Origin of the sequence: Corallococcus aberystwythensis (assembly GCF_003612165.1) — a bacterium.
GTDB lineage: Bacteria > Myxococcota > Myxococcia > Myxococcales > Myxococcaceae > Corallococcus > Corallococcus aberystwythensis.
This window is the reverse complement of record NZ_RAWK01000129.1, coordinates 1-20,540: the sequence shown is the minus strand read 5'-3', so window position 1 is coordinate 20,540 and position 20,540 is coordinate 1. Positions and strand designations below refer to the sequence as shown.

The 20,540-nt window shown below is 70.6% G+C and carries 16 protein-coding genes; 7 read left to right on the top strand and 9 right to left on the bottom strand.

What is annotated here, in order from left to right; translation table 11 throughout:
• Positions 1-85: 85 nt before the first annotated feature.
• The gene (locus D7W81_RS21690) at positions 86-2,281 is read left to right on the top strand and encodes an outer membrane protein assembly factor BamB family protein (protein WP_120557301.1); all 2,196 of its coding nucleotides are present in this window, start codon (positions 86-88) and stop codon (positions 2,279-2,281) included.
• 25 nt (positions 2,282-2,306) lie between these two features.
• On the opposite strand, the gene D7W81_RS21685 is transcribed toward D7W81_RS21690, so the two are convergent.
• Positions 2,307-3,236, bottom strand: coding sequence for a hypothetical protein (locus D7W81_RS21685; protein ID WP_208721398.1), 930 nt, complete (start codon positions 3,234-3,236; stop codon positions 2,307-2,309).
• A gap of 35 nt (positions 3,237-3,271) precedes the next feature.
• Between D7W81_RS21685 and D7W81_RS21680 the strand changes: the two genes are divergently transcribed.
• Positions 3,272-4,324, top strand: a complete 1,053-nt coding sequence (locus D7W81_RS21680) for an alpha/beta fold hydrolase (RefSeq protein WP_244227343.1) — start codon at positions 3,272-3,274, stop codon at positions 4,322-4,324.
• On the opposite strand, the gene udk is transcribed toward D7W81_RS21680, so the two are convergent.
• The 3 genes from udk to D7W81_RS21665 form a co-directional block, all read right to left on the bottom strand.
• Entirely contained in the window at positions 4,321-4,959 is a 639-nt protein-coding gene (gene udk, locus D7W81_RS21675) for a uridine kinase (RefSeq protein ID WP_120557299.1), read from the bottom strand. The genes D7W81_RS21680 and udk overlap by 4 nt on opposite strands.
• A gap of 68 nt (positions 4,960-5,027) precedes the next feature.
• Positions 5,028-6,677, bottom strand: coding sequence for an MbnB/TglH/ChrH family RiPP precursor modification enzyme (locus D7W81_RS21670; RefSeq protein ID WP_120557298.1), 1,650 nt, complete (start codon positions 6,675-6,677; stop codon positions 5,028-5,030).
• A gap of 34 nt (positions 6,678-6,711) precedes the next feature.
• Positions 6,712-7,164, bottom strand: coding sequence for a winged helix-turn-helix transcriptional regulator (locus tag D7W81_RS21665; protein ID WP_120557297.1), 453 nt, complete (start codon positions 7,162-7,164; stop codon positions 6,712-6,714).
• Positions 7,165-7,264: 100 nt separating this feature from the next.
• On the opposite strand from D7W81_RS21665, the gene D7W81_RS21660 reads away from it, so the two are divergent.
• Both D7W81_RS21660 and D7W81_RS21655 read left to right on the top strand, forming a co-directional pair.
• On the top strand, positions 7,265-8,050 hold the full coding sequence (locus D7W81_RS21660) for an SDR family NAD(P)-dependent oxidoreductase (RefSeq protein ID WP_120557296.1): 786 nt from the start codon (positions 7,265-7,267) through the stop codon (positions 8,048-8,050).
• Between the two features lie 154 nt (positions 8,051-8,204).
• Positions 8,205-9,533 carry a ferritin-like domain-containing protein gene (locus D7W81_RS21655; RefSeq protein WP_120557295.1) on the top strand — a complete coding sequence of 443 codons (1,329 nt, stop codon included), beginning with the start codon at positions 8,205-8,207 and terminating at the stop codon, positions 9,531-9,533.
• On the opposite strand, the gene D7W81_RS21650 is transcribed toward D7W81_RS21655, so the two are convergent.
• Complete coding sequence (locus D7W81_RS21650; RefSeq protein WP_120557294.1) at positions 9,534-9,956, bottom strand: hypothetical protein; 423 nt, start codon at positions 9,954-9,956, stop codon at positions 9,534-9,536.
• A 99-nt stretch (positions 9,957-10,055) separates the two neighbouring features.
• Between D7W81_RS21650 and D7W81_RS21645 the strand changes: the two genes are divergently transcribed.
• The 3 genes from D7W81_RS21645 (at position 10,056) to D7W81_RS21635 (ending at position 13,939) form a co-directional block, all read left to right on the top strand.
• A complete protein-coding gene (locus tag D7W81_RS21645) occupies positions 10,056-10,859 on the top strand; it encodes a GNAT family N-acetyltransferase (protein WP_120557293.1) in 804 nt (267 codons plus the stop codon).
• 161 nt (positions 10,860-11,020) lie between these two features.
• Positions 11,021-12,274 carry a hypothetical protein gene (locus D7W81_RS21640; RefSeq protein WP_120557292.1) on the top strand — a complete coding sequence of 418 codons (1,254 nt, stop codon included), beginning with the start codon at positions 11,021-11,023 and terminating at the stop codon, positions 12,272-12,274.
• Positions 12,275-12,343: 69 nt separating this feature from the next.
• Complete coding sequence (locus D7W81_RS21635) at positions 12,344-13,939, top strand: sensor histidine kinase (protein WP_244227342.1); 1,596 nt, start codon at positions 12,344-12,346, stop codon at positions 13,937-13,939.
• 7 nt (positions 13,940-13,946) lie between these two features.
• Here D7W81_RS21635 and D7W81_RS21630 read toward each other — a convergent pair whose 3' ends face one another.
• The 4 genes from D7W81_RS21630 to D7W81_RS21615 all read right to left on the bottom strand — a co-directional run bounded on the left by D7W81_RS21630 (position 13,947) and on the right by D7W81_RS21615 (position 20,215).
• On the bottom strand, positions 13,947-16,178 hold the full coding sequence (locus tag D7W81_RS21630; RefSeq protein WP_244227345.1) for a carboxypeptidase-like regulatory domain-containing protein: 2,232 nt from the start codon (positions 16,176-16,178) through the stop codon (positions 13,947-13,949).
• A gap of 70 nt (positions 16,179-16,248) precedes the next feature.
• Positions 16,249-18,537, bottom strand: coding sequence for a carboxypeptidase-like regulatory domain-containing protein (locus tag D7W81_RS21625; RefSeq protein ID WP_120557290.1), 2,289 nt, complete (start codon positions 18,535-18,537; stop codon positions 16,249-16,251).
• Positions 18,538-18,579: 42 nt separating this feature from the next.
• Positions 18,580-19,392, bottom strand: a complete 813-nt coding sequence (locus tag D7W81_RS21620) for a TIGR02452 family protein (RefSeq protein WP_120557289.1) — start codon at positions 19,390-19,392, stop codon at positions 18,580-18,582.
• Between the two features lie 4 nt (positions 19,393-19,396).
• The gene (locus D7W81_RS21615; protein ID WP_120557288.1) at positions 19,397-20,215 is read right to left on the bottom strand and encodes a hypothetical protein; all 819 of its coding nucleotides are present in this window, start codon (positions 20,213-20,215) and stop codon (positions 19,397-19,399) included.
• Positions 20,216-20,540: the final 325 nt, after the last annotated feature.

Here is a 20,540-nt window from a genome sequence, read left to right as displayed (position 1 = left end):
AAGAATTCCGAACGGTTACAAAAATGTAGGTCCGTATGGGCGGCGGATGCTAGCCACCGCTAAACTGGCTTGTCAACGAACGTCAATGACCCGTCTTCGCATCGGACACCATTGGAAGCGCGAACCGTCAGCTTCCCCGCTCGATTCCATCGCGCTGGAACTGGACGGCGTGAACCTGCTGTCCGGGGCGGTGGAGGAGCCCCTGGCGGAGGTCGTCCCCGCTCTGGTGGAGGCGGTGGCGGCCCTGCACGCCGGGAAGCGGCGGCTGGCACAGGTGTCCCTGACCGAGGCGCACCTGGAGTTGGTGTTGCGGCGCGTCGGCCCGGACATCGAGTTGTCGGTGGCGAGCCTCGCCCGGCCCGCGCACCTGCTGCGCCCGCCCATCCGCGTGGACGCCGAGGAGCTGACGAAGGCCACCCGCCAGAGCGGCCAGCGCTTCCTCCAGGACGTGACGAAGCTCGCGCCCAAGGCCCTGTCCGCGACGGCCGCCCGGAAGCTGGAGGAAGCGCTCCGGGGCCTGGGCAAGGCCGCCCCGCACGCGGAAGGTCCCCCCGTTCCCCCCACCCCGCTGCGCATCGAACCCGTGTCCGTGCCGGGGTTCGGCTTCGAGCTGAAGGACATCTCACCGGCCTCGCGTGAGGCTCCGTCGAAGGGCACCTCCGGGGCGCTGGCGCCGCTGCTGGGCGCGGGCGAGGTGTGGCTGGCGCTGCCGGGGCGTCCCCAGGCGTGGTGCGCGAAGGGGCCGCCGTTCCTCACGGTGCTGGAGCTGTCCCGGCAGGCGGTGGAGCTGGCGCGGGCCGTGGAGCTGGGCGAGGCCCGCTTCGAATTCGAGCCCGCGGGCGTGCGCCCCCTGCTGACGCTGGACCTTCCGGGACGACGGGCGAAGCTGGGGCCCACCGGCACCTGGTTCGCGCTGGAGCCCTCGGAGCTCCTGTCCGCCCTCTTCCAGTTGGGGGAGGCGCTGGGCCTCGCGTTCGCGGAGGCGCACCGGGTCCAGGCCTCCAACCCGTACCTCCTGGAGCTGGCGGAGCGCTGCCGCGAGGGGCTGTCGCACCTGCGTGGGGCCCACAAGCCGCCCGAGGCCGAAGGCGAAGCCCGCGAGCGCAAGACGCCCCCGGCACGCGGCGAGTCCCGTCCGCTGAAGGTGCCCGGGAAGCTGCGGCGCCTGCGCTTCGAGAAGCTGTGGGAGCAGCGCGGGCTGGAGGAGCCGGAGGAGGCGCGGCTGCTCTTGGGCCGGCACGGGCCGGTGTACTGCGCCCCGGGGCTGGCGGGTGCGTTCTCGCGCAAGGACGGCGCGCTCCTGTGGCGGCGGGCCGCGTCGCTGGGCGTGGCGGCTTCCGCGGATGGCCACGCGGTGGCGGCGGATGACGCGCGCGTGTACGGCTTCACCGGCCGGGGCGCGGGCGCGCGGTGGCTGCACGACCATGACGGCATCCCCCTGGGGCCGCTGCTCCTGCGTCAGGACGGGCTGCTGTTGACGCTGTCGGAGGACCGCACGGCGGTGGCCTTCGCGGAGGCCACGGGCCGCGAGGTGTGGCGCCTGGCCCCGCCGCGCACGCAGCGCGGGTGGCTGGCGACGCAGGGGCACCGGGCACTCCTGTCCACGGACTCGGGCTACCTGTACGGCCTGGACCTGGAGGACGGACAGGTGCGCTACCGGCTGCGCTCTCCGCTGCCCTTCCATGGGCCTCCGGTGGCGTGGGGCCGGCGCTTCCTGGCGCTCCTGGGGCGCGGTTCGCACCATGCGCTGCTGCTGTCGGACGCGCACACCGGCGAGGCGCAGTGGACGTTCGAGCCGGGCCTCACCCTGCCCTCCACGCCGCTGCCGGTGGGCCAGCGGGTGCTCCTGGCCGGGATGCGCGAGCAGGACGGGTTCCTGGTGTGCCTGGACGCGAAGGGGCGCAAGGTCTGGGAGCGCGCGCTGCACCTGGGGCCCGGGCCCTATGCGCTGGCGCCGCTGCCTCGCGCGGTGGTGGTGACGAGCGCGTCCGGGGCCGCCGCTCGCGTGGCCCTGTCCGGACAGGTGGACTGGCACGTGGGGGCCGCGGGCGAGCCGCTGATCACCGCGCTGCCGGCGCGCACCGCCCGCGACGTGACGCTCATCGCGGGGGAGGTGGTGCGCGCGGTGGATCCTCGCGGCGGACAGGTGCTCGCGGAGGTGCGCGCGGGGGTGGGGCTGGTCGCGCTCCAGGCCGACGTGCGCCTCAACCTGTACTTCCTGGACGACGCCGGCACGCTGTCCGCGTACCGGCTGGGGTCTCACTTCGCCGTCGTGAAGTGACGAGGCGAAGTGAAGACCTGAAGGGCTACTCGCCCTTCTTCGCGGAGGCCTTGGCCGGGTCGATCTCCTCCTCCGGCCGCTCCTCCTGCGTGGCGCCTTCCCACGTCTCGTTGGCGCCCAGCTTCCACTCCGACGGCACGTCCAGCTTCCACACGTAGGTGGCGTTGGCGTTGCCGCCGGACGCCGCGTGCGAGGCGACGTTGATGGTCATCTCCAGCTTCGCCACGTCCGAGGGCAGCAGGTCCAGGTCGTAGTGGCCCAGCACCATCTGCGGGGGGAACTCGGCGATGAGGCGCTCGGGGTAGTCGATCTTCATCGACGGGTCGCCGCCGCGCATCTCGCCCAGCAGCTTGCCCTTCGCGTCGGTGAGCTTCCACACCGTGTCGAACGCGGCGCTGGTGACCATCTTCTTCACCTTGCCCTCGTCCTTCTCCACGCGCTGCGCGCCCCAGAGCACCAGCTGCAGGCGGATCTGCGGCTTGCCCATCACCATCACCACGTCGTTGGACACCACGTCCAGGCGCATGCCCTTGTCCGTGGCGGTCCACACCGGGCGGTAGCGGCCCTCGTGCAGGGCGTCGAACTGCTTGCGCGCGTACTCGTAGAAGGCCTTGCGGTCCGTGGCGCGGTTGTCCTTCTTCTCGCCGCCCGACTCCGCGCGCTTGTCCAGCTCCGCGAGGTAGCTGTCGAACTTCGGGTTGCCGTTGAAGCGCGTGATGTGCGCGTCGACGTCGTCGAAGTACGCCTTGAAGAAGGACTTCAGCTCGTCCCGGTAGGAGGCCTCATCCGGGTTGGAGCGCATCCAGCCCACGCGCTCCATGTAGATGGACTGGATGCGGCGGAAGTCCGCGTCCCGCTCCGCCTCGTGTGCCCGCGCGGAGGCGGTGCGGTGACTCGCCACCGCGGCGACGATCACCAGGGCGATGACAATGATGATTCCGAAGTAGCGCTTCAAGCGACAGGCTCCTGTGCGTTCGGGCAGGCAATGATATGAGCCGCATCATCGTGCCCCAGGCCGAGGGAATCCACCTGTTCACCGTGCCCCTTCCGCTGGAGGAAGGAGAGCTGCTGGGAAGCCCCCAGATTGCCTGGCAGGCCTACGGGAAACCGTCTGATGGCAAAGCGGTGGTGGTGCTGCACGACCTGTCCCACTCCCATCAGGCGTTGAGCACGGAAGTGAACGGTGCGTTCCAACCTTCGGGCTGGGGGCGCGAGCTGATCGGTCCGGGCAAGGCGTTGGATCCGGAGGTGACGCCGGTCATCGTGCCCAACCTGCTGGGCAGCCCCTTCGGCTCCACGTCGCCCGTGACGCCGGATCCACACACCGGTGCCCCGTGGGGCACGTCGCTGCCGCCACTCACGGTGCTGGACATGGCGCGCGGCGTGTCCGCGCTGTTGCGCGCCCTGGGGCTCACGCACGTGCGGGCGCTGGTGGGCGTGGGCCTGGGCGGACTGGTGGCCCTGCGGCTGGCGGCGCTGTTCCCGGAGCTGGCGGACGGCGTGGTGGTGCTGGGCGCGGCGCGGGCGCTGCCGGAGGGGCTTCGCGAGAAGATGGGCCTCACGTCGCAGGTGCTGCGCATGGCGCCCGACAACGAGGACACCCCGCCCCTGCGCGAGCGCGCGCCGAACCGGACGCTGGCGCGGCTGCGGATGGACTACCTCAAGCTGCTCTACGGACGCGACCACCTGGGCACGGCGTATCCGGACAGCGCGGCGGCCCAGGCGGCGCTGGAGGCGGAGGCCGCGTCGTTCGCGGACACGTTCGACCCGGTGGCGTGGTCGCTGCTGTGCTCGGCGTACGCGGGCTGTGATTTGACGGAGACGTTCTCGCGCATCCGCGCGCGGGTGCTGCTGCTCGCGGGCGCGACGGACGCGCTGGCTCCGGCGGGGCGCGTGCGGGACACGTACCACCAGCTGACGGCGGCGGGCGTGCAGGCGCGGTTCGTGGAGCTGCAGGGGCCGGGGGACCACGGCACCCTGCTGTCGGACGCGCACCGGCTCAAGGGGCCGGTGCAGGACTTCCTGCGCTGGCTTCGCGGCTAGCGCTGCGACTGGTGCTGGCTGGCGAGCCGCGCCCGGAGCGCGCCCACGAGCATCCCGATGGCGATGTCGTTGTTGCCGCCGTGCGGGATGATGATGTCCGCGTGGTGCTTGGACGGCTCCACGAAGCCCATGTGCATGGGGCGCACGTGGCGCAGGTACTGGCCCACCACGTGGTCGAAGTCGCGGCCGCGGTCCTTGATGTCGCGGGTGAGGCGGCGAAGGATGCGAAGGTCGTCGTCCGCGTCGACGTAGATCTTCACGTCCATCTGGTCGCGCACCTCCTTCATGTGCAGCACGAGGATGCCCTCGATGAGGATGATGTCCCCGGGGTCCACGCGGTGCGTGTGCGGCTGGCGGCCGGACGTGACGAAGTCGTAGACGGGCTTCTGGATGGCCTGGCCCTGCTTGAGCGCACGCAGGTGATTGACCAGCAGCTCCGTGTCGAACGCGTCGGGATGGTCGAAGTTCACCTCCCGCCGGTCCACCAGGGGCATGTCCTTCAGGTCCCGGTAGTACGAATCCTGATCAATGAAGGCGACCCGGCAGTCAGCAAGGGCCTCACGCACCTTGCGGGCCACCGTGGTCTTGCCGGAGGCGGTGCCGCCCGCGATACCAACGACGAGGGGTGACGACATGCGGCGGGCACTACCCCACCCGACAGGTGGGCGCAAGGATCCGTTGACCGCCGGACACCACGCCTCGCTTATGTCCTCCGCAAGAGTCCGCGCGCCTGCCCTTCCGCGAGCAGCCATGCAGGCAGGGACTCCACGGGACTCGGGCCGTCCGCGAGCCCCTTGAGCCCCTCGGCCACCTCGGGAGGCAGCGTCAGGACCTCGAAGCCTGTCGCCTTCCGGCGGATGGCGAAGCGCCACGGGCCCGGACCCGGCCGGGCCGCCACCTGCGCCAGGGCCTCCAGGCCGGACACCTCCAGTGCCCCGCAGGCCCACGCACGGCCGGTGAGATGCCGCCGCAACGCCCGTGCGGCGAAGACGAGCTCGGTCAGGTCCGCGGGGAACGAGCCCAGGCGGACGTCCTCGGCCAGCGCCACCTGGCCCGGTGCGGGAGGCGGAGGCTCCTGTCCGAGGAAGGCGTGCGGCAGCATCATCTCCAGCGACAGCGCGGCGGCCACCCCGTCCGACGGCGCGGCCATCACGCGCTTGCGCGCCCAGGACGCGAACGCGTGGGACAGGGACTTGCCCAGCCCGTCGAAGAGCCCGCGGTACTCGCGCGAGCGGGTGAAGGACTCCAGCCCTTCCGGCGTCGCCGCGAGCAAGAGGCGCGTCAGGGGCCACTCCTTGTCCAGCTGCTCGGCCACCACCGCCAGCCGGAAGTCCCGGTCCGCGCGCGTGCCCTCGGGGTCCTCGTCCTCCGTGGCCGGCGTGACGCCGTGGCCCGCGTCGAACAGGGCCCACGGGCGGCTCTCCAAGGTGAGCGCGGGCACGGGCTCGCGCGACGCGGGGATGGCGATGGCGGGACGGGACTCCTTCGGGACCCACGCGCGCAACCGCCGCAGCGACGCGAGCGCCACCTCCGGTGGATGGCCGTCGCCCTCGAAGGTGACGGCGCGCAGGCGCGGGCAGCGCGGGAGCACCTCCGCCAGCAGCTCGAACAGCTCCTCGCGCACGGGCTGCGTGTGGTCATCCACGTAGAAGGTCCGCCCTCCCCTGCGCGTCACCACGCCGCCCGCGATGTGGATCTCCACCACCTGATCCAGTGGGAAGCCGTCCAGCCCCGCGCGCAGGGGCAGCCCCGCGGAGAGCTGGTGGCTGAAGAGGTGGCCCAGGTCCAAGAGCAGCGGCAGGCCCGTGCGCGCGTGCAGCTTCGCCAGGAAGTCCAGCGCGTGCAGTCCGCCGCGCGTGGCGAGCACCGCGGGGTTCTCAATCACCAGCGGGACGCTCAGCCCCGCCTGGATGTGGAGCGCGTGCGCCGCGCTGTCCCGCACGCCCGCTTCGTTGAACGGCGGCGTGACGTAGAGGTAGCCCGGGAAGGGCTGACCGCCCGCGTGCCACCAGCCCACGTCGTTGCCCACCCACGGACTGCCCACCGCTCGCGCGTGCGCATCCAGCTGCGCGAGCGCGGACGCGGGCTCCAGCTCCGGGCCCCACAGGTTCAGGTGCACGGGGTGGAAGAGGACGGGCACGTCCGGGCGCCGGCGCCACATCTCCGGAAAGAGCGTGGCCTGCGCCTTCGCCTCCTCCAGCGCGATGGGCGCGCTGTACTCCACGAAGTCGAAGAGGCCGGGCGAGGCGTCGAGCAACCGGTACGGATGCGGCACGTCCGAGGCGCTCAGGTTGCTGCTCAGCCCCAGCCCCATCCAGGGCAGTGACCACGAATCCGATGCAGGGCGCGTCATGGGCACACCCTAACCAGCCCGGCTCCGGGTGGCGCTAGCCTTGTGTGGGCGGCCGCTCCAGGCGCACGTCCTGGACCGTCAGCACCCGGCCGTCCACGGCGCGAACCTCCAGCGGCTTCACCGGCTGCCCGTGCGCCTTGTCGAGCACCCGCGTGCGAGGCTCCCCCGCCTCGAAGCAGTGCTCCTGGCCCCACTGGCCCAGCGCGACGAGGATGGGAAAGAGGCTCCTCCCCTTCTCCGTCAGCACGTACTCCTGCCAGGCGCTGCCGTCGGAGGCCGGCTGGGTTTCGAGGATGCCGTGGTCCACCAGGTGCTTCAGGCGCTGGGCCAGGATGTTCTTCGCCACGCCCAGGCTCTTCTGGAACTCACCGAAGCGGCGTAGGCCGTACTGCGCATCGCGCACGATGAGCAGCGACCACCAGTCGCCAATGACGTCCAGCGACCGGGCCACCGGGCACGTCGCCCCCTCCATGCTCGTCCGCTTCATCACCGCCTCCTTCCCACAATTGGTTGCATAACGAAACCGGGCTTTTTATTCATCCGGCAATTGGTTTCATCATGAAACCATTTAAACCGGAGGCAGTCAGATGCGGCTCAAGGGAAAGACGGCGCTGATCACGGGCGGCAACAGTGGCATCGGGCTGGCGACGGCGCGGCTGTTCGTGGCGGAGGGGGCTCGGGTGGCCATCACCGGCCGCAACCGGGAGACGCTGGACGCGGCCGTGAAGGAGCTGGGTGGGGACGTGCTGGCGGTCCAGGCGGACGCCACGGATCCGGCGGCGCTGGAGCGCGCGGTGGCGGCGACGGTGGAGCGGTTCGGCGGGCTGGACGTGGTGTTCGCGAACGCGGGCATCGCGGCGCAGACCTTCGTGGGCAAGACGACGCACGAGGCGTTCGCATCCGTCCTCCAGACCAACGTCACGGGCGTGTTCTTCACGGTGCAGGCCGCGGCGGCGCACCTGAAGGCCGGCGCGTCGGTCATCCTCACCAGCTCGGTGCACAGCGAGCTGGGCATGCCGGGGTACTCCGCGTACGCGGCGAGCAAGGGCGCGCTGAAGGCGATGGTGAGCGTGCTGGCCGCGGAGCTCGCGCCCCAGGGCATCCGCGTCAACGTCGTGTCGCCGGGCGCCACAATCACGCCCATCTGGGAGAAGAACGCGCCCACGCCGGAGGCCTTCGCGAAGCTGGAGCGGGGCATGTCCGCCACCATCCCCATGGGGCGCATGGGCCAGCCGGAGGAGATCGCGAAGACCGTGCTCTTTCTCGCATCGGACGATGCCTCCTACGTGAGCGGGCAGGATCTGTTCGTCGACGGTGGCCTCAACGGCGCGCCGCTGGGTGCGCCCTTGTTCCGCGGGTCGCAGTCGATGTGATCCCGCCCTCCTCTGTCCCCTCAACTTTCTGAAGGCGCATCAGCTTTCCGAGCACGCGGGCATGCTCGCGGGACGGGGGCTCGCAGAGGGAGCACGGCGCTGGCATCGCCATTGCTCTGCCTGCGGGCCACCTCGTCCCACGGAGCAGGCGTCCATGCACACGAACCGGTTGCGGCATCTCTTCTCTCGCGCGCTGCGGGCCTCGCTCGCGACGCCGCTGGTGCTGGCGGGGTGTGGCACCGGCAGCACGAGCCTGCTGGACTACTCGGCCATCGAGTGCACGCCGCAGGGCGACCTCGCCATCGACGACCTCAGCATCCAGCCGGCGCCGGACTTCGTCGCGCTGCGTGCCAACACGGACTACGACAACCCGGTGTCACCCACGTACGAGACGCGGGCCTCGACGGGTGAGGCCTGCGCGACCGCGACCGACGTGCCGGCCTGTCAGACCGCGTTGGAGAACGCCAGCTCCACGGAAGGCTTCCATAACGACTGCGTCATGGTCTGCGAGAAGTACTTCCTGGCGACGACTCGCGGCGACGAGGTGAAGACCTGGTCGACGCTGAAGTCGTTCCAGGAGTTGATCGGCACCATCGACACCGCGCAGGACGCGGCGCTCGTGGTCGTGGCCTCGGGCTATGACCTGAGCTGCGACGCACTGGAGCGGGGAGCGGTGAAGCGGAACCCGGATGGCAGCTTCAACGTCATCGGCACGAGGGGCTTCGCGTGCGGCGAAGGCTCCAACCTGATTCAGTCCGTGGTCCGGGTGTCCACCGACGGCACGATCCGAGAGGTGGAGGATCACGTGCTGGAGAAGGGCACCGGCACCTGCGCCGTGGGCCGCCGGCCCGTGGGACTCGAGGGCGCGGTCGTGGGCAGCTGTGAGGACGCGCTGGGGCACCACTTCGCGCAGACGGCGCACCTGGAGGCCGCGTCCATCCACGCCTTCCTGCGGCTGCGGGAGGAGCTGGCCCTGCATGGCGCGGAGGCACGACTCCAGGACGCGGCGCTCGCAAGCGCGGTGGATGAGGTCCTGCACACGGAGCTGACGGGAAGGCTCGCGCGCCGCTTCGGGGCCACGCCTCCGCCACCCGCCGTCGCGGCCGTGCCTCCACGCCCGTTGAACGAGGTGGCGCTCGACAACGCCGTGGAGGGCTGCGTGCGCGAGACGTACGGCGCGCTGGTGGCCCACCACCAGGCCCTGCACGCGCGCGACATCGAGGTGCGGGAGGCCATGGTCCGCATCGCGGAAGACGAGACGCGGCACGCGGGCCTGTCGTGGGACATCGACCGGTGGGTGCACTCGCGGCTGTCCGCTCCGGAGCAGGAGGCGCTGCGCGAGGCACGCAAGCGCGCGGTCGCCCTGCTGCGCGCGGAGGTCGCGGTGCCGCTCGACGCGGCGCTCGTCACCGAGGCGGGCCTGCCCACGCCGGAGACCGCGCTGGCGCTGCTCGACACGCTGGAGCAGGAACTCTGGGCCTGATCAGGTCTTCGGCTTGTCGCGCGTGGCGGCTTCGCGCGCGGCCTGGAGCACGTCATCCACCGCGGACTCCACCGCGTCGCTGACCAGCTCCGGCGCGGAGGTGCGCCAGCGCTCCAGGGACGCGTCATGCATCGCTTCCGGATCCTGGAGCTTCGCGTCCGTTTCCGGAGCCACCTCCGCGATGCAGTCCGGGCACACGCCTTCCAGTGCCCGCGACCACACCTCCAGATGCGTGGTGATGAGCACGCCCTCCATGGCCAGGGCCTCGCGCAGGCCCCGGCGGCCCGCGCCACGCATCTGCGCGCCGTGCACGCGGTCCAGCATCGTCCGCATCCAGGAGGCCACCGCCTCCGGCTTCGGACAGGTCTGCCTGCCGCACACCCGGCACGCCGTCTGCCAGGGCTGCCCTTCCATGGGATTCATGCCGCCCGCTTTAGCAGGGCCCCTCCCCCCGCGCACATAGACGCGGGCCTCCGCGATTGCGGAGAATCCAACTTCCTGGACCCGCCTGGAGGCACGCCCATGTCCCGAACCGAGATCGACGAGTCGTACGCGCAGTTCCGTGGAGCCTGGAGGCTGTTCGCGCTGGGCCTGCCGAAGGGGGAGGTCGTGGAGCGGGCGGACGTGTTCATCACCGCGGGCCACGTGTCGTGGGCGCTGATGAACATGGCGTTCCTCACCCGGCCGGTGGAGACGGAAGCGCAGCTGGAGCACGCGGTGGACTCGGCCGCGCGCTACTTCGAGCAGGGGCCGCACGGCTGGGCCTTCACGTTGACGCCGGACTGGCTGGCACCGGCGCTGCGCGAGCGGGCGGATGCGCTGCTCGCCGCGCGGGGGCTCAAGCCGGGGATGGCCACGACCGGCATGGTCGCGGACCGGCTGCTGGAACCGGTGCGGCCCCTGGCGCCCATCGACTTGCGGCCTGTGCGGGATGAATGGGGCTACAACGCGGTCGCGGACGTGAACGCCTCGAGCTACGACATGCCCCAGGCGCTGGGGCGCGAGGCCCTGGCCGCGCCGGGCATCTACGGCCCCGAGAGCCGGGGCTTCGTCGGCTGCCACGACGGCGCCCCGGCGGCGAGCACGGTGGCGCTGCGCGTGGACGGCATCGTCTACATCGCGCTGGTGGCGACGCTCGCGGAGCACCGCCGCAAGGGCGCCGCGGAGGTGGTGCTGCGTCGCACGCTGGAGGAGGCGAAGCAGGCGTGGGGACTGGAGCGCACGGTGCTCCATGCCACGGAGGCCGGTGCGCCCGTCTACCGCCGCATGGGCTACCGCGACGTGACGAGCTTCTGCTCGTACTTCTCGTCCGCGAAGGAAGCGTGAAGCCCGGAAGATCGGTGCACGCTCGGGAGTTGGGAGCTGGCTCCACGCGTCAAGGGTCGTCCATTCAACGGTGCATGAATCCCACCTCGGGGCCCGGGGTTTGGAACGGCCTGCCCACTGCCTAGCTTTGGCCGCTCCCCCCCCAACACCGGACATCCACCGTGGCGATTCCTCCTCGCACCGACGTGCGTCGCTCCACCGTCGCGCTCCTGGGCGCGCTCCTCGTCCTGACCTCCGCTTCCGCCAGCGCGCAGCCCGCGCCCACGCCGTTGGAGGACAACCGGACCATCACGCTGGGCTACATCGACATCGCGTATGAGCTGGGCGGCATCATCGACCCCACGCTGCAACCCGGTGGCACCAGCAGCGCGCGTCCCAACTGGTTCACCTTCGCGCCGCACGCGTCCCAGGCCGGCGGCAAGGGCATGTACAGCGCGGCGCTCGCGCGGCACTTCATCAACACCGCGCGGCTGCAGCCCTCGCTGTCGCTGACGAACGCGCTGGACCGGCTGGGCTTGAGCGGCGTGGTGCGGCTGCGGCTCCAGGACCTCTCCCTCCAGCTCATCGCGCAGGGGCTGACCACCGACGCGGCCACGGCCTTGAGCGTGCTGACCAGCTCGCTCAACGTCGCGGCGCTCGCGGACACGCGCACCCTGCTGGCCACCGCGTCGCGCATGGGCACGCTGTACTGGAGCGCTCCGGGCACGACGCCGCTCGACAAGGTGGAGGCCATCGTCATCACGCTGGAGCGCACGCTCCACGAGGGCAACCTGGCCATCTTCAACGACATCGGCGGTTCGGCGCGCCTGTACCTGGACTGGCGCGCGAGCGTCACCGGGCCCATCACGCCCACGCGCGTGCTCACGGAGTTCACCCTGGTGGACGCCGTCAACGCGGAGGCACAGACGGCGTATGCGTACGCCGTCACGCACGCGGAGGACTCGCCGCGCCCCACCCGCATGGACCTGCTCTTCCCCGGCATGCACTGGAAGAGCCTGCTCATCGCCGCCTTCGCCCTCTACGAGGACGCCCGCCTGGCGCCCACGCCCGCGCGCCGCGACGCGCTCATCGCCATGGGCACCAACTTCGTCGCGTGGCGCGAACAGCGCGACCAGGCCCAGCCCGTCTTCACGCCCGCTGGCTCCCCTACCGACGAGGTGTCCCGCGCGGGCGTCCTCCAGGCGCTGACGCCCTTCCTGATGACGGACTTCGGCACGGTGCGCTGGACCTACGCGGACTATGCGTATGCCCAGCCGGACCGCGACGGCAACCCCCTCACCTCCCCACCGTCCGAGTACAGCTGGGCGGACTTCTGGGACCGTTGGAACGGCATCCTTTTCGCGTTCGACGCGGCCTACGCCCGGCCCACCGAGTTGTGGGTCATGCCTGAACCCCTCACGGATCCGCTGGGCTGACAGACGGCCTGGACGGTCCCCCACGCTCGCTTGACGGGCGCGGGGGCCGTGCGGGAGCGTGCTGACCCGATGAGTCCCCTGCCCGGTGGTCCGTTCGAGCCTGTCCGCCACGCCTCCCAGAGCGAGCCGTCCTCGCCGGACGCGGCCACCGCGCGCATGCCGAAGGATGCCCACCTGCCCCCGCTTCCGGCCGACGAGGCCAGCATGTCCGCGCAGACCCGCCTGCAGGTCCTGCGCGAGATGATGGCCGAGGCGTTCCTCGCGCTCGACGCGCAGGGAACCATCCATGAGCTCAATCACCGCGCGGCGTCCCTGCTGGGGCTTCCGTACGGCTCCTGCGAGGGCCAGACGCCGTGGGCGGCGCAGCCCATGCTGGCGGGCACGACGCTGCACGAGCGGCTGCTGGACGCGCTCACCACGCGCGAGCCCTCGCGCTTCCTGTCGGAGCTGCCGTCGGGCGTCTGGCTGGAGCTGTCCGTGCGGCCGGTGGGCGGCGAGATGTGGGTGCTGGCCACGGACATCACCCGCCGTCAGCGCGCGGAGACCGAGGTCACGCGCACCGAGGAGCGCTTCCGCCAGCTGGGCGAGCGCTTCCAGGTGGCGCTGGAGTCCGCGCAGATGGCGGTCTGGGAGACGAACCTCGTCACCGGGCAGGTGTTCCGTTCAGAGGGCCATGACCGGCTCTACGGCTACCCGCAGCCGCTGGAGGAGTGGACGCACGAGCAGTTCCTGGCGTCGCTGCACCCGGACGACCGGCCGTCGGTGGAAGCGCAGGTGTCGGCCATCTTCCACAACGACGTGCTGTCGTACTCCTCCACCTTCCGCACGCACTGGCCGGACGACACCTGGCACTGGCTCATCAGCCGCTCTCGCGTCATCCGCGACGCGAACGGCAAGGTGATGGTGGTGCGCGGGGCCATCCTGGACATCACCGCGCTGAAGGAGACGGAGGAGGCGTTGCAGGAAGCGGTGCGCACGCGCGACGACTTCCTGTCCGTGGCGAGCCACGAGCTGCGCACGCCGCTCACGTCGCTGCGCCTGCAGGTGGACCTCTTGCGCCGCATGTCCGAGAACAAGGGCGACGAGCCCGTGGGCTCGGAGAAGGTCACGGTGCGGTTGGACGCGGCGGACCGGCAGCTCAAGCGGCTGACCGCGCTGCTGGACAACCTGCTGGACGTCAGCCGCATCCGCACGGGCAAGCTGGACTTCGAACTGGCGAGCGGCGACCTGGCGCCGGTGGTGCAGGACATGGTGGCGCGCTTCGCGGACGAGTCGAAGCAGGCCGGGGTGGAGCTGGACGCCCGCGTGGAGGGGCCGGCGCCGTGCCGGTTCGACAAGCTCCGGATGGAGCAGGTGGTGAGCAACCTCCTGGCCAATGCGCTGCGCTACGGCCAGGGCTCGCCGGTGCAGGTGGCGCTGCACCAGCAGGACGGCCTGCTGCGGCTGACGGTGCGGGACGGGGGCCCCGGAGTCCCCGCCGCCGAGCGCGAGCGCATCTTCCAGCGCTTCGCCCAGGTGCAGGGCTCCGCGCGCACGGGAGGCCTGGGGCTGGGGCTCTACATCGTGCGGCAGATATTGGACGCGCACGGCGGCCGCGTCTGGGTGGAGGACGCACCCGGCGGCGGCGCCGCGTTCGTGGTGACGCTGCCGGTGGAAGGCGCGTAGGCGGGGTTCAGCGCGTGTACGGCTTGCCGCCTCCCTGCGAGGGACGCACGGACCGGATGACGTGCACGCCGGCCCCGGTCAGCTCCACGGGCACGCGCAGGATGGCGTCCGCTCCCCCCATCTCATCCTGGATGAAGAGCGTGTAGTGCCCCAGGGGAAGATGGCTGAAGTGGAAGACAGCCCCCAACATGAACATGGGGATGGCGGAGTCGTAGTCGTCTTCCGGATGGAAGCCGGCTCGGATCAGCGCATCCAATGCCTCGGGCGAGCCGGGCCACGGAACATCTCCTGGCAGCAGGAACGCGGTGACGAACTCGCGAGACGCCTCGACGCTCACCTTCAGCGAGGCAGGGCCCTGGCGAGGCGTGGGGTCCATCCGACGGAGCGAGCCGGGCGCTACACGAAGCCGCGTGGGTGAGAAGGCCACCGGGGGCGGCCAGGGCCTCTCCTCGATGTTCAGGGGGCGTGTTTCGGGATGCACGAAGCACTCACGGTCCCCCGGAATGCTCACGGAGTAGAGGCCTGCCCAGTCCGTCGTGGTGCTCACCTTGAACCCACCTTCGCAGCGGACGGCCAGGCTCGCCCGCGCGAACGGCACCCGCGCGCCGTCCGTCACGGAGCCATGCAGCTCCGCGTTGGGAACGAGTCGCAATCGCACCGCGCTCTCTTCGGGCTTGAGCTCCTGGAGCACGGTCCCCTGCCCCTTCGCATCCACTCGAAGGACTTGGATCCGGCCGGGCACATGCTCGAAGCGGAACCGGCCCTCGGCGTCGGTCCTCGTCGTCCACGGGTACCGTGGCCCGTGCCCCTCCATATCGAACGGTTCGATGAGCTGGACCTCTTGATCCGGAACGCCCGTGCGGCCATTCCTCGCGAAGAGCCGTCCTTGCACCCCGCGGCCCACGTCGAGCACGACGTCCGGGACCTGGAGCACTTCCCCCTCCCGCCCTTGGGCACGCACGAGGGCGGGCGCGAAGCCAAGAACGTCGATGACCCAGTGGTAGACGTGGGTCATCGGGACGGACTGCACGTACTCGCCCCGGGGATTGTTCGCGGAGTGCCCGTCGACCTCGAAGTACCCCACGGGCTGTCCATCCGGCCGCACGACACGGCCTTTCAACCCAGCATCGACGTTGCGGAACACCACCGCCTCGCCCGTTCCCGCGGGAAACGGCCCCCTCGTCTCCCAGCCCCGGACGTATTCCTTCTCCTCCCACATCAGGAGGACCGGAGCCCTGAAGACGTGCGGAATGGCGAAGGAGCCGTCCGGACCCACGACGCCCTTGCACATGCCGTCCAGGCCCACGCCCTCCGGATCTTCACCCGGCGCCACGGCGGTCACCGTTCCGTGATCAAACGCCGCCCCGTTGGGCTTCACGGCCCGCCCTCGCCAGGGTCCAACGTCGCGAAGGCCTTCGAAGCTCACGGTCGCTTCCGCCTGCTGCTCCGGAAGGACCTGGACCTCGAGGGTGCGGGTCCATGTGCAGCCGGGCACGGGCACGTAGTCGCCAGACACGAGGTAGCGCCCGGCGCGAAGCTTGCGGAAGACAGTGGCCTCTTCCGTCCGCTCCGGGAACCGCTCGAAGTGGCGCCGGTCCTCCACGGAGGAGATGGAGGTGGCCCGTCCGGACACAGGCCGGCCATCGGGGCCGCGCACCTGGATCCGCAGCGAGCCGAGGCCGCCCATCACCACCGTCAACTCCGGCTGCGGCGTCTGGAGCTCCATCCGCGTGGGGCTCCATCCCTCCTTCTCCGCGAGAAGCTTCACGGCTCCGGCGGGCACGTGGTCGAAGCGGAAGCGCCCGTCGGCATCACTCTCGGAACGCAGCGGTGAGTCCTCGTCCGTGGCGGGAGTGAGCTGGATTCCGGCCCCCGCGACGGGCCGTCCGTCCAGATCCACCACGCGCCCCGCGAACGCCGCCGCGCGCGCCAGCGTCACGTCCCAGCGCGCCTCCGCACCGAAAGGAACGCGCGCATCCGTGCGGGTCACGATCACGAAGCCGGGCGCCTCCGCCTGGAGGATGTACCAGCCCGGCATCACCTGAAGGCGGGCCGTACCCGTCGCATCCGTAGTGCCTCCTCGAGCGACGGTCGACCCGAGATCCGCGCGCCGCGCCGCCAGGGACGCACCAGGAACCGGTTGGTTCGCCGCATCCACGACGCGGACCAGGACAGGCACTTCTTCGACAGGCCATCGCTTCAGCACCGGGCGCGGCGCCTCCGCGCACCCGAGCACCACGGCCAAGAGCCCGACCCAGCTCCATCGCATGCCCCGCAGGTTAGCAGGGCATGACGCGGCACTGGCACCGTCAGCGAACGAAGTGCACGCCGCCCTCTACGGGGCGCTTCATCTCGAAGCGGTGGACGCCGGGCTCCGTGAGGTTCACGGGGTAGCGAAGGACGACAAGCTCGCTAGGGCCTGCGACCACGAACAGCGTGTAGCGCCCGAGGGGCAACTGGCTGTATCGAGGCTCCTCCCAGATACGAGCGACGTAATAGTACCAAGTCTCCATGTGGCGCTCCGGCCGTTGATCCGCGGGAGTGCAATCCGGCGCGAGGGCGACCCCCATCAGCGCAGTCATGGCAGCCTCCGTCGACGGCATCGGAATGTCTCCAGGGACGAGGAAGACCTCGTCGTATTTGCCCGAGGTGGGGAACAGCACCTCCACGGACGCGGGCCCTGAGCGCGGCCGCAGATCCACATGGATTGTTTCACCCGGGCGGACGGTGAATCGATAGGGCCAGAAGACGCGTTGCGGCGGCGAAGGCCAACCTGATGGACCGTAGGTGTCGTCGACACTCAAGAAACACTCGCGTCCCGAGGGGAGGTGGCTGCGGAAGCGGCCCTCCGCATCGGTGATGAAAAACCGCTTGGGATTGTCGTCGCACCGGGCCGTCAAGCCGAAGCCTTGCAACGGACGCCCCGCGTCATCCACCACTGTGCCCTCCAGGATGGCAGCCGGGACGAGCCGCACCGTCACCTCCTCCTCCGCCGGGACCAACGGCTGGGACGCCGTCCCGTCCTCTTCGCTGTCGGCTTCGAGGATGAACGGCTCGCGAGGCACGTCCTTCAACACGAACCGGCCGTCCGCCTCCGTCTTCGCGAACAGACGGGGCCCGGCGAAGGTCGACTCCCGCTCCGGAGACGGGAGCAGATTCACGCTTCCCTTCGACAGGGCCGGCTGCCCGTCCTCCCGCACGAGCCTGCCGCGCACGGTGCGGACCGCCGCCTCCTCCAAGATCACGTCCGGCAGGACCGTCCGCTCCCCCATGGGCACCACCCGCCTGCGCGTGCTCGAGAGGCCGTTCGCCGCGAAGACCAACCCCGTGGGCCCGGGGCCGTACAGCGAGTGCTGATAGCGCCCTTCCGGACCCTCGTAGAACATCGCGTTCACGATGAAGCGGGTCAGGGGTTTCCCATCCGGCCCCAGCACGCGTCCCTCGACAATGGGCTGGGAACGGAGCTCCACCGACACGTCGCCCGCCTGTGGACCGAACTCCAGCGTCGCGTCACCCTTTTCGACCACCACGCGCACGGGTCCCCGCGTCAGGTGCTCGAACGTGAAGCGCCCTTCCGCATCGGTACGGGTGGAGTCCTCGCTCGCGAAGGCATCCTTCTTCGGATCCCCCGAGAAGGCCTGCAGCCACACGTCCGCCGCGGGCTGTCCGTCGGCGCCGACGACCCGGCCCTGAAGCGGTGCGCGTTCCACCAGGCCGTCAAAGCGGAGCGCCAGCTCGCGGGTCTGCTCCGCTACGACCTCCACTTCGGAGGACACGATCCACTTCGCGTTTCCAGCCAGCGGATGCCTGAACCTCACCCGGTAGCGCCTCGCCTCCAGGCCCCGGCACACCCAGGCGTCCTTCACGTGTTCGTCGATCCAGGCCCCCTCCCGCGTCACGGGATCAGGCGCATCAAGCCTCACTTCTGGCGAGCTCACCGGACGCCCATCTGGAGCGAAGGCCGTCACCCGCAACGCGCCCTGCTCGCGCATGACGAGCGTCAGATGTTCCGGCCGCGCGTCGAACACCCGTCGCTCATCGCTGTAGCCCTGGAGCTGTGCGAGCAACACGCCCGGCCCTGGCCCCATGCCTTCGAACCGGTAGCCTCCATCCGGATTGCTCACGAGGTCCAACCGGGGCGCTGTCGTGTCCGCTGGAAACCACGAGAGCGACACGGCCCCGAGGGGCTGGCCCGCACCGTCCACCACACGTCCCGAGACCGTCGCGGCAGGACGAAGTGTCATCGTCACGGTCGCGGGATGCTCGCGCGCGATCCGCACGTCCGGATCCACGAAGGACTGGTAGCCCGGAACGTCAGCGGTGAAGACGTACCAGCCAGCAGGCACCGTCAACACGGCCTGTCCCTGGGCGTCCGTCGTGCCCCGGTACTCCTTGGGGCGATCCTCCAGGGCCTGCCGGATCCGGAACTCGATGCCGGGCACGGGCCTGCCCTCCGCGGCCTTCGCCAGCGCCGTGAGCACCGCGGTCGCGGGCTCTTCCTCGGTGCGTACCGCTTCGGATTCCGTCATCGGCTTCTGCTTCAGCGTGCCCGAGCACGCGAGCATCCCCACCACGAGCCCCAGCTGGCTCCATCGCATGCGCCCGACGCTAGCAAGCGCGCGAGCACACAGGACAGCCCCTCAGCCGAAGCGTTCGCGGAAGGTGCTCAGGTTGGGCCCCTTGCCGCCGCGCTCATACACCGCGAACACCACGCGGCTGAACGCGCCCGCCATCGTGGACAGCCCTTTCGCGAAGGCCTCCGCCGCGTCGTGCGGGTTGTTGCGGAACGCCCCGCAGCCCCACGCCCCCAGGATGATCGTGCGGTGCCCGTGATGTGCCGCCACCTGCAACACCTTGAGCGCCCGCGCGGCCAGCACCTCGCGCAGCTGCTGTGCGACCTCCGGATCCTTCGCCGGCAGCTCCCTCGCGCTGGGCGCGGGCGCCGTCAGCAGCGACACGAGGAAGGGCCGCTCCAAGAGGTCGTGGTGCTCGTTGCGGAAGAACGGCACGTCCGGCGAATAGATGAAGTGGTCCGTGTAGAACGGCGAGCGCAGCTTGCGGTTCACGTCGTAGTACTCCGGCCACTTCAGCAGGCACGGGTACAGCGCCGAGCACCGCGCCAGGTCCTCCTCCTGCGCCTTCGCGCCCGTGAGGAAGCCGCCGCCCGGATTCACCGCCGACGCGAAGTTCAGCGCCAGCACCCGCGCTTCGCCCTCCTGCTCCACCAGCCGGCGCGCGGCGTCGCCCGTCTTCTCCGGCGTCACCTCGATGGTGAAGCCCGGCACCGGCGCGGGCCGCGTGAGGCGGTCGAAGTCACCGGGGCGCACCAGCACGGTGCCTTCGACCGCGCGCGCCACCGCGTCGCGAATGGACACTTCCTTTCCGGACAGCGGCACGTATGTGCCCTGCTCCAGGATGTGAAGGGTCTCGTCCGCGACGCGGTTCAGGGACATGGCGTCACTCGCAGCCGATGCGCTCGGGCGCCACGGCGAGGTCGTCGATCCACGTCTCCGACGCGGAGTCACCCTTCGGGTGCACGAAGCCGTAGCCCACTCCGAAGTTGGTGAACGGCCGGATGCCCACGTTCGGGAAGTCGAAGGCCAGCTTCCCGTCCACCCACACCAGCGCGTGGCCCGTGGTGGCGGTGCTGTTGGCGCGCTCCACGCCCCACTCGATGCACGTCCACTTGTTGGGCGACACCGTGACCTCCGTGCCCTCCTGGTGGTTCCAGCCCGTGCCCTTGATGCCGCTCCAGTCATCCAGCGCGAAGGCGCCGCTGTGCATCCCCTGGAGCTCGATGCCGCCGAACTCCCCGTCCTTCGGGGAGAAGAGGATGAAGTACGTCCCCATCACGCCTTCCGGCGAGGCCCGGCTCAGGTACACGTACGCGCGCGTGTAGAGCTTCGTGCCGAACTCCGGGATGTCCTTGCGCAGGTGCGCGATGGCCTGCTGGTCCCCCTGCCCCGTGTCCTCGTTGTAGCCCGGGTCCGTCTTCACGTGCACCGCGCCGCTGCCGGAGCGGGGGCGCGTGCCATCGATGGCGATGGTGGCGTGGTGGTCCTCGTCCGGCTGCTTCCAGCCGTTGGCACCCTTGTCGAAGTTCTCGCAGATGATGGCGGAGGCCGGGCACTGGCCATTGGGACTGGTCGTCCCACCGTCCGTGCCCGCGTCCGTGCCGGAGTCCGGCGTGTTGTCCGTCTTGTCGTCGCCGCAAGCCGACAGCGTGCCCACCGCGAGGGAAGCCATCATCAACGCCAGTGCCGAAGTCGAACGCATGAGTCCTTCCAGGAAGAGGCGTCGCGCCCTCGCGCTCCTGCCGCGGGGACGGGACGTGTCGCAGTCCTAACACGGCCCCCCGTCCACCTTGGAATGGGGCCCGCCAGACCCCGGCGGACGCAGCAGGCGGGCAGGCACGTGGCGGCAGGCCCCGTGGGGTCATGCGCGTGTTGGCCAGTGAGGGATGCGCGCGTGGCGCGATCACAAGTGCTCAGTAGCGGTGCACGACCCTGTCCGGTGGGTACGCGTTGCCGTTTTGGCCCGTACTGCTTTCCATGTGAAGCGCCAGCGGCACGGGCGTCACCCTCACGGGCAGCAGGAGGGG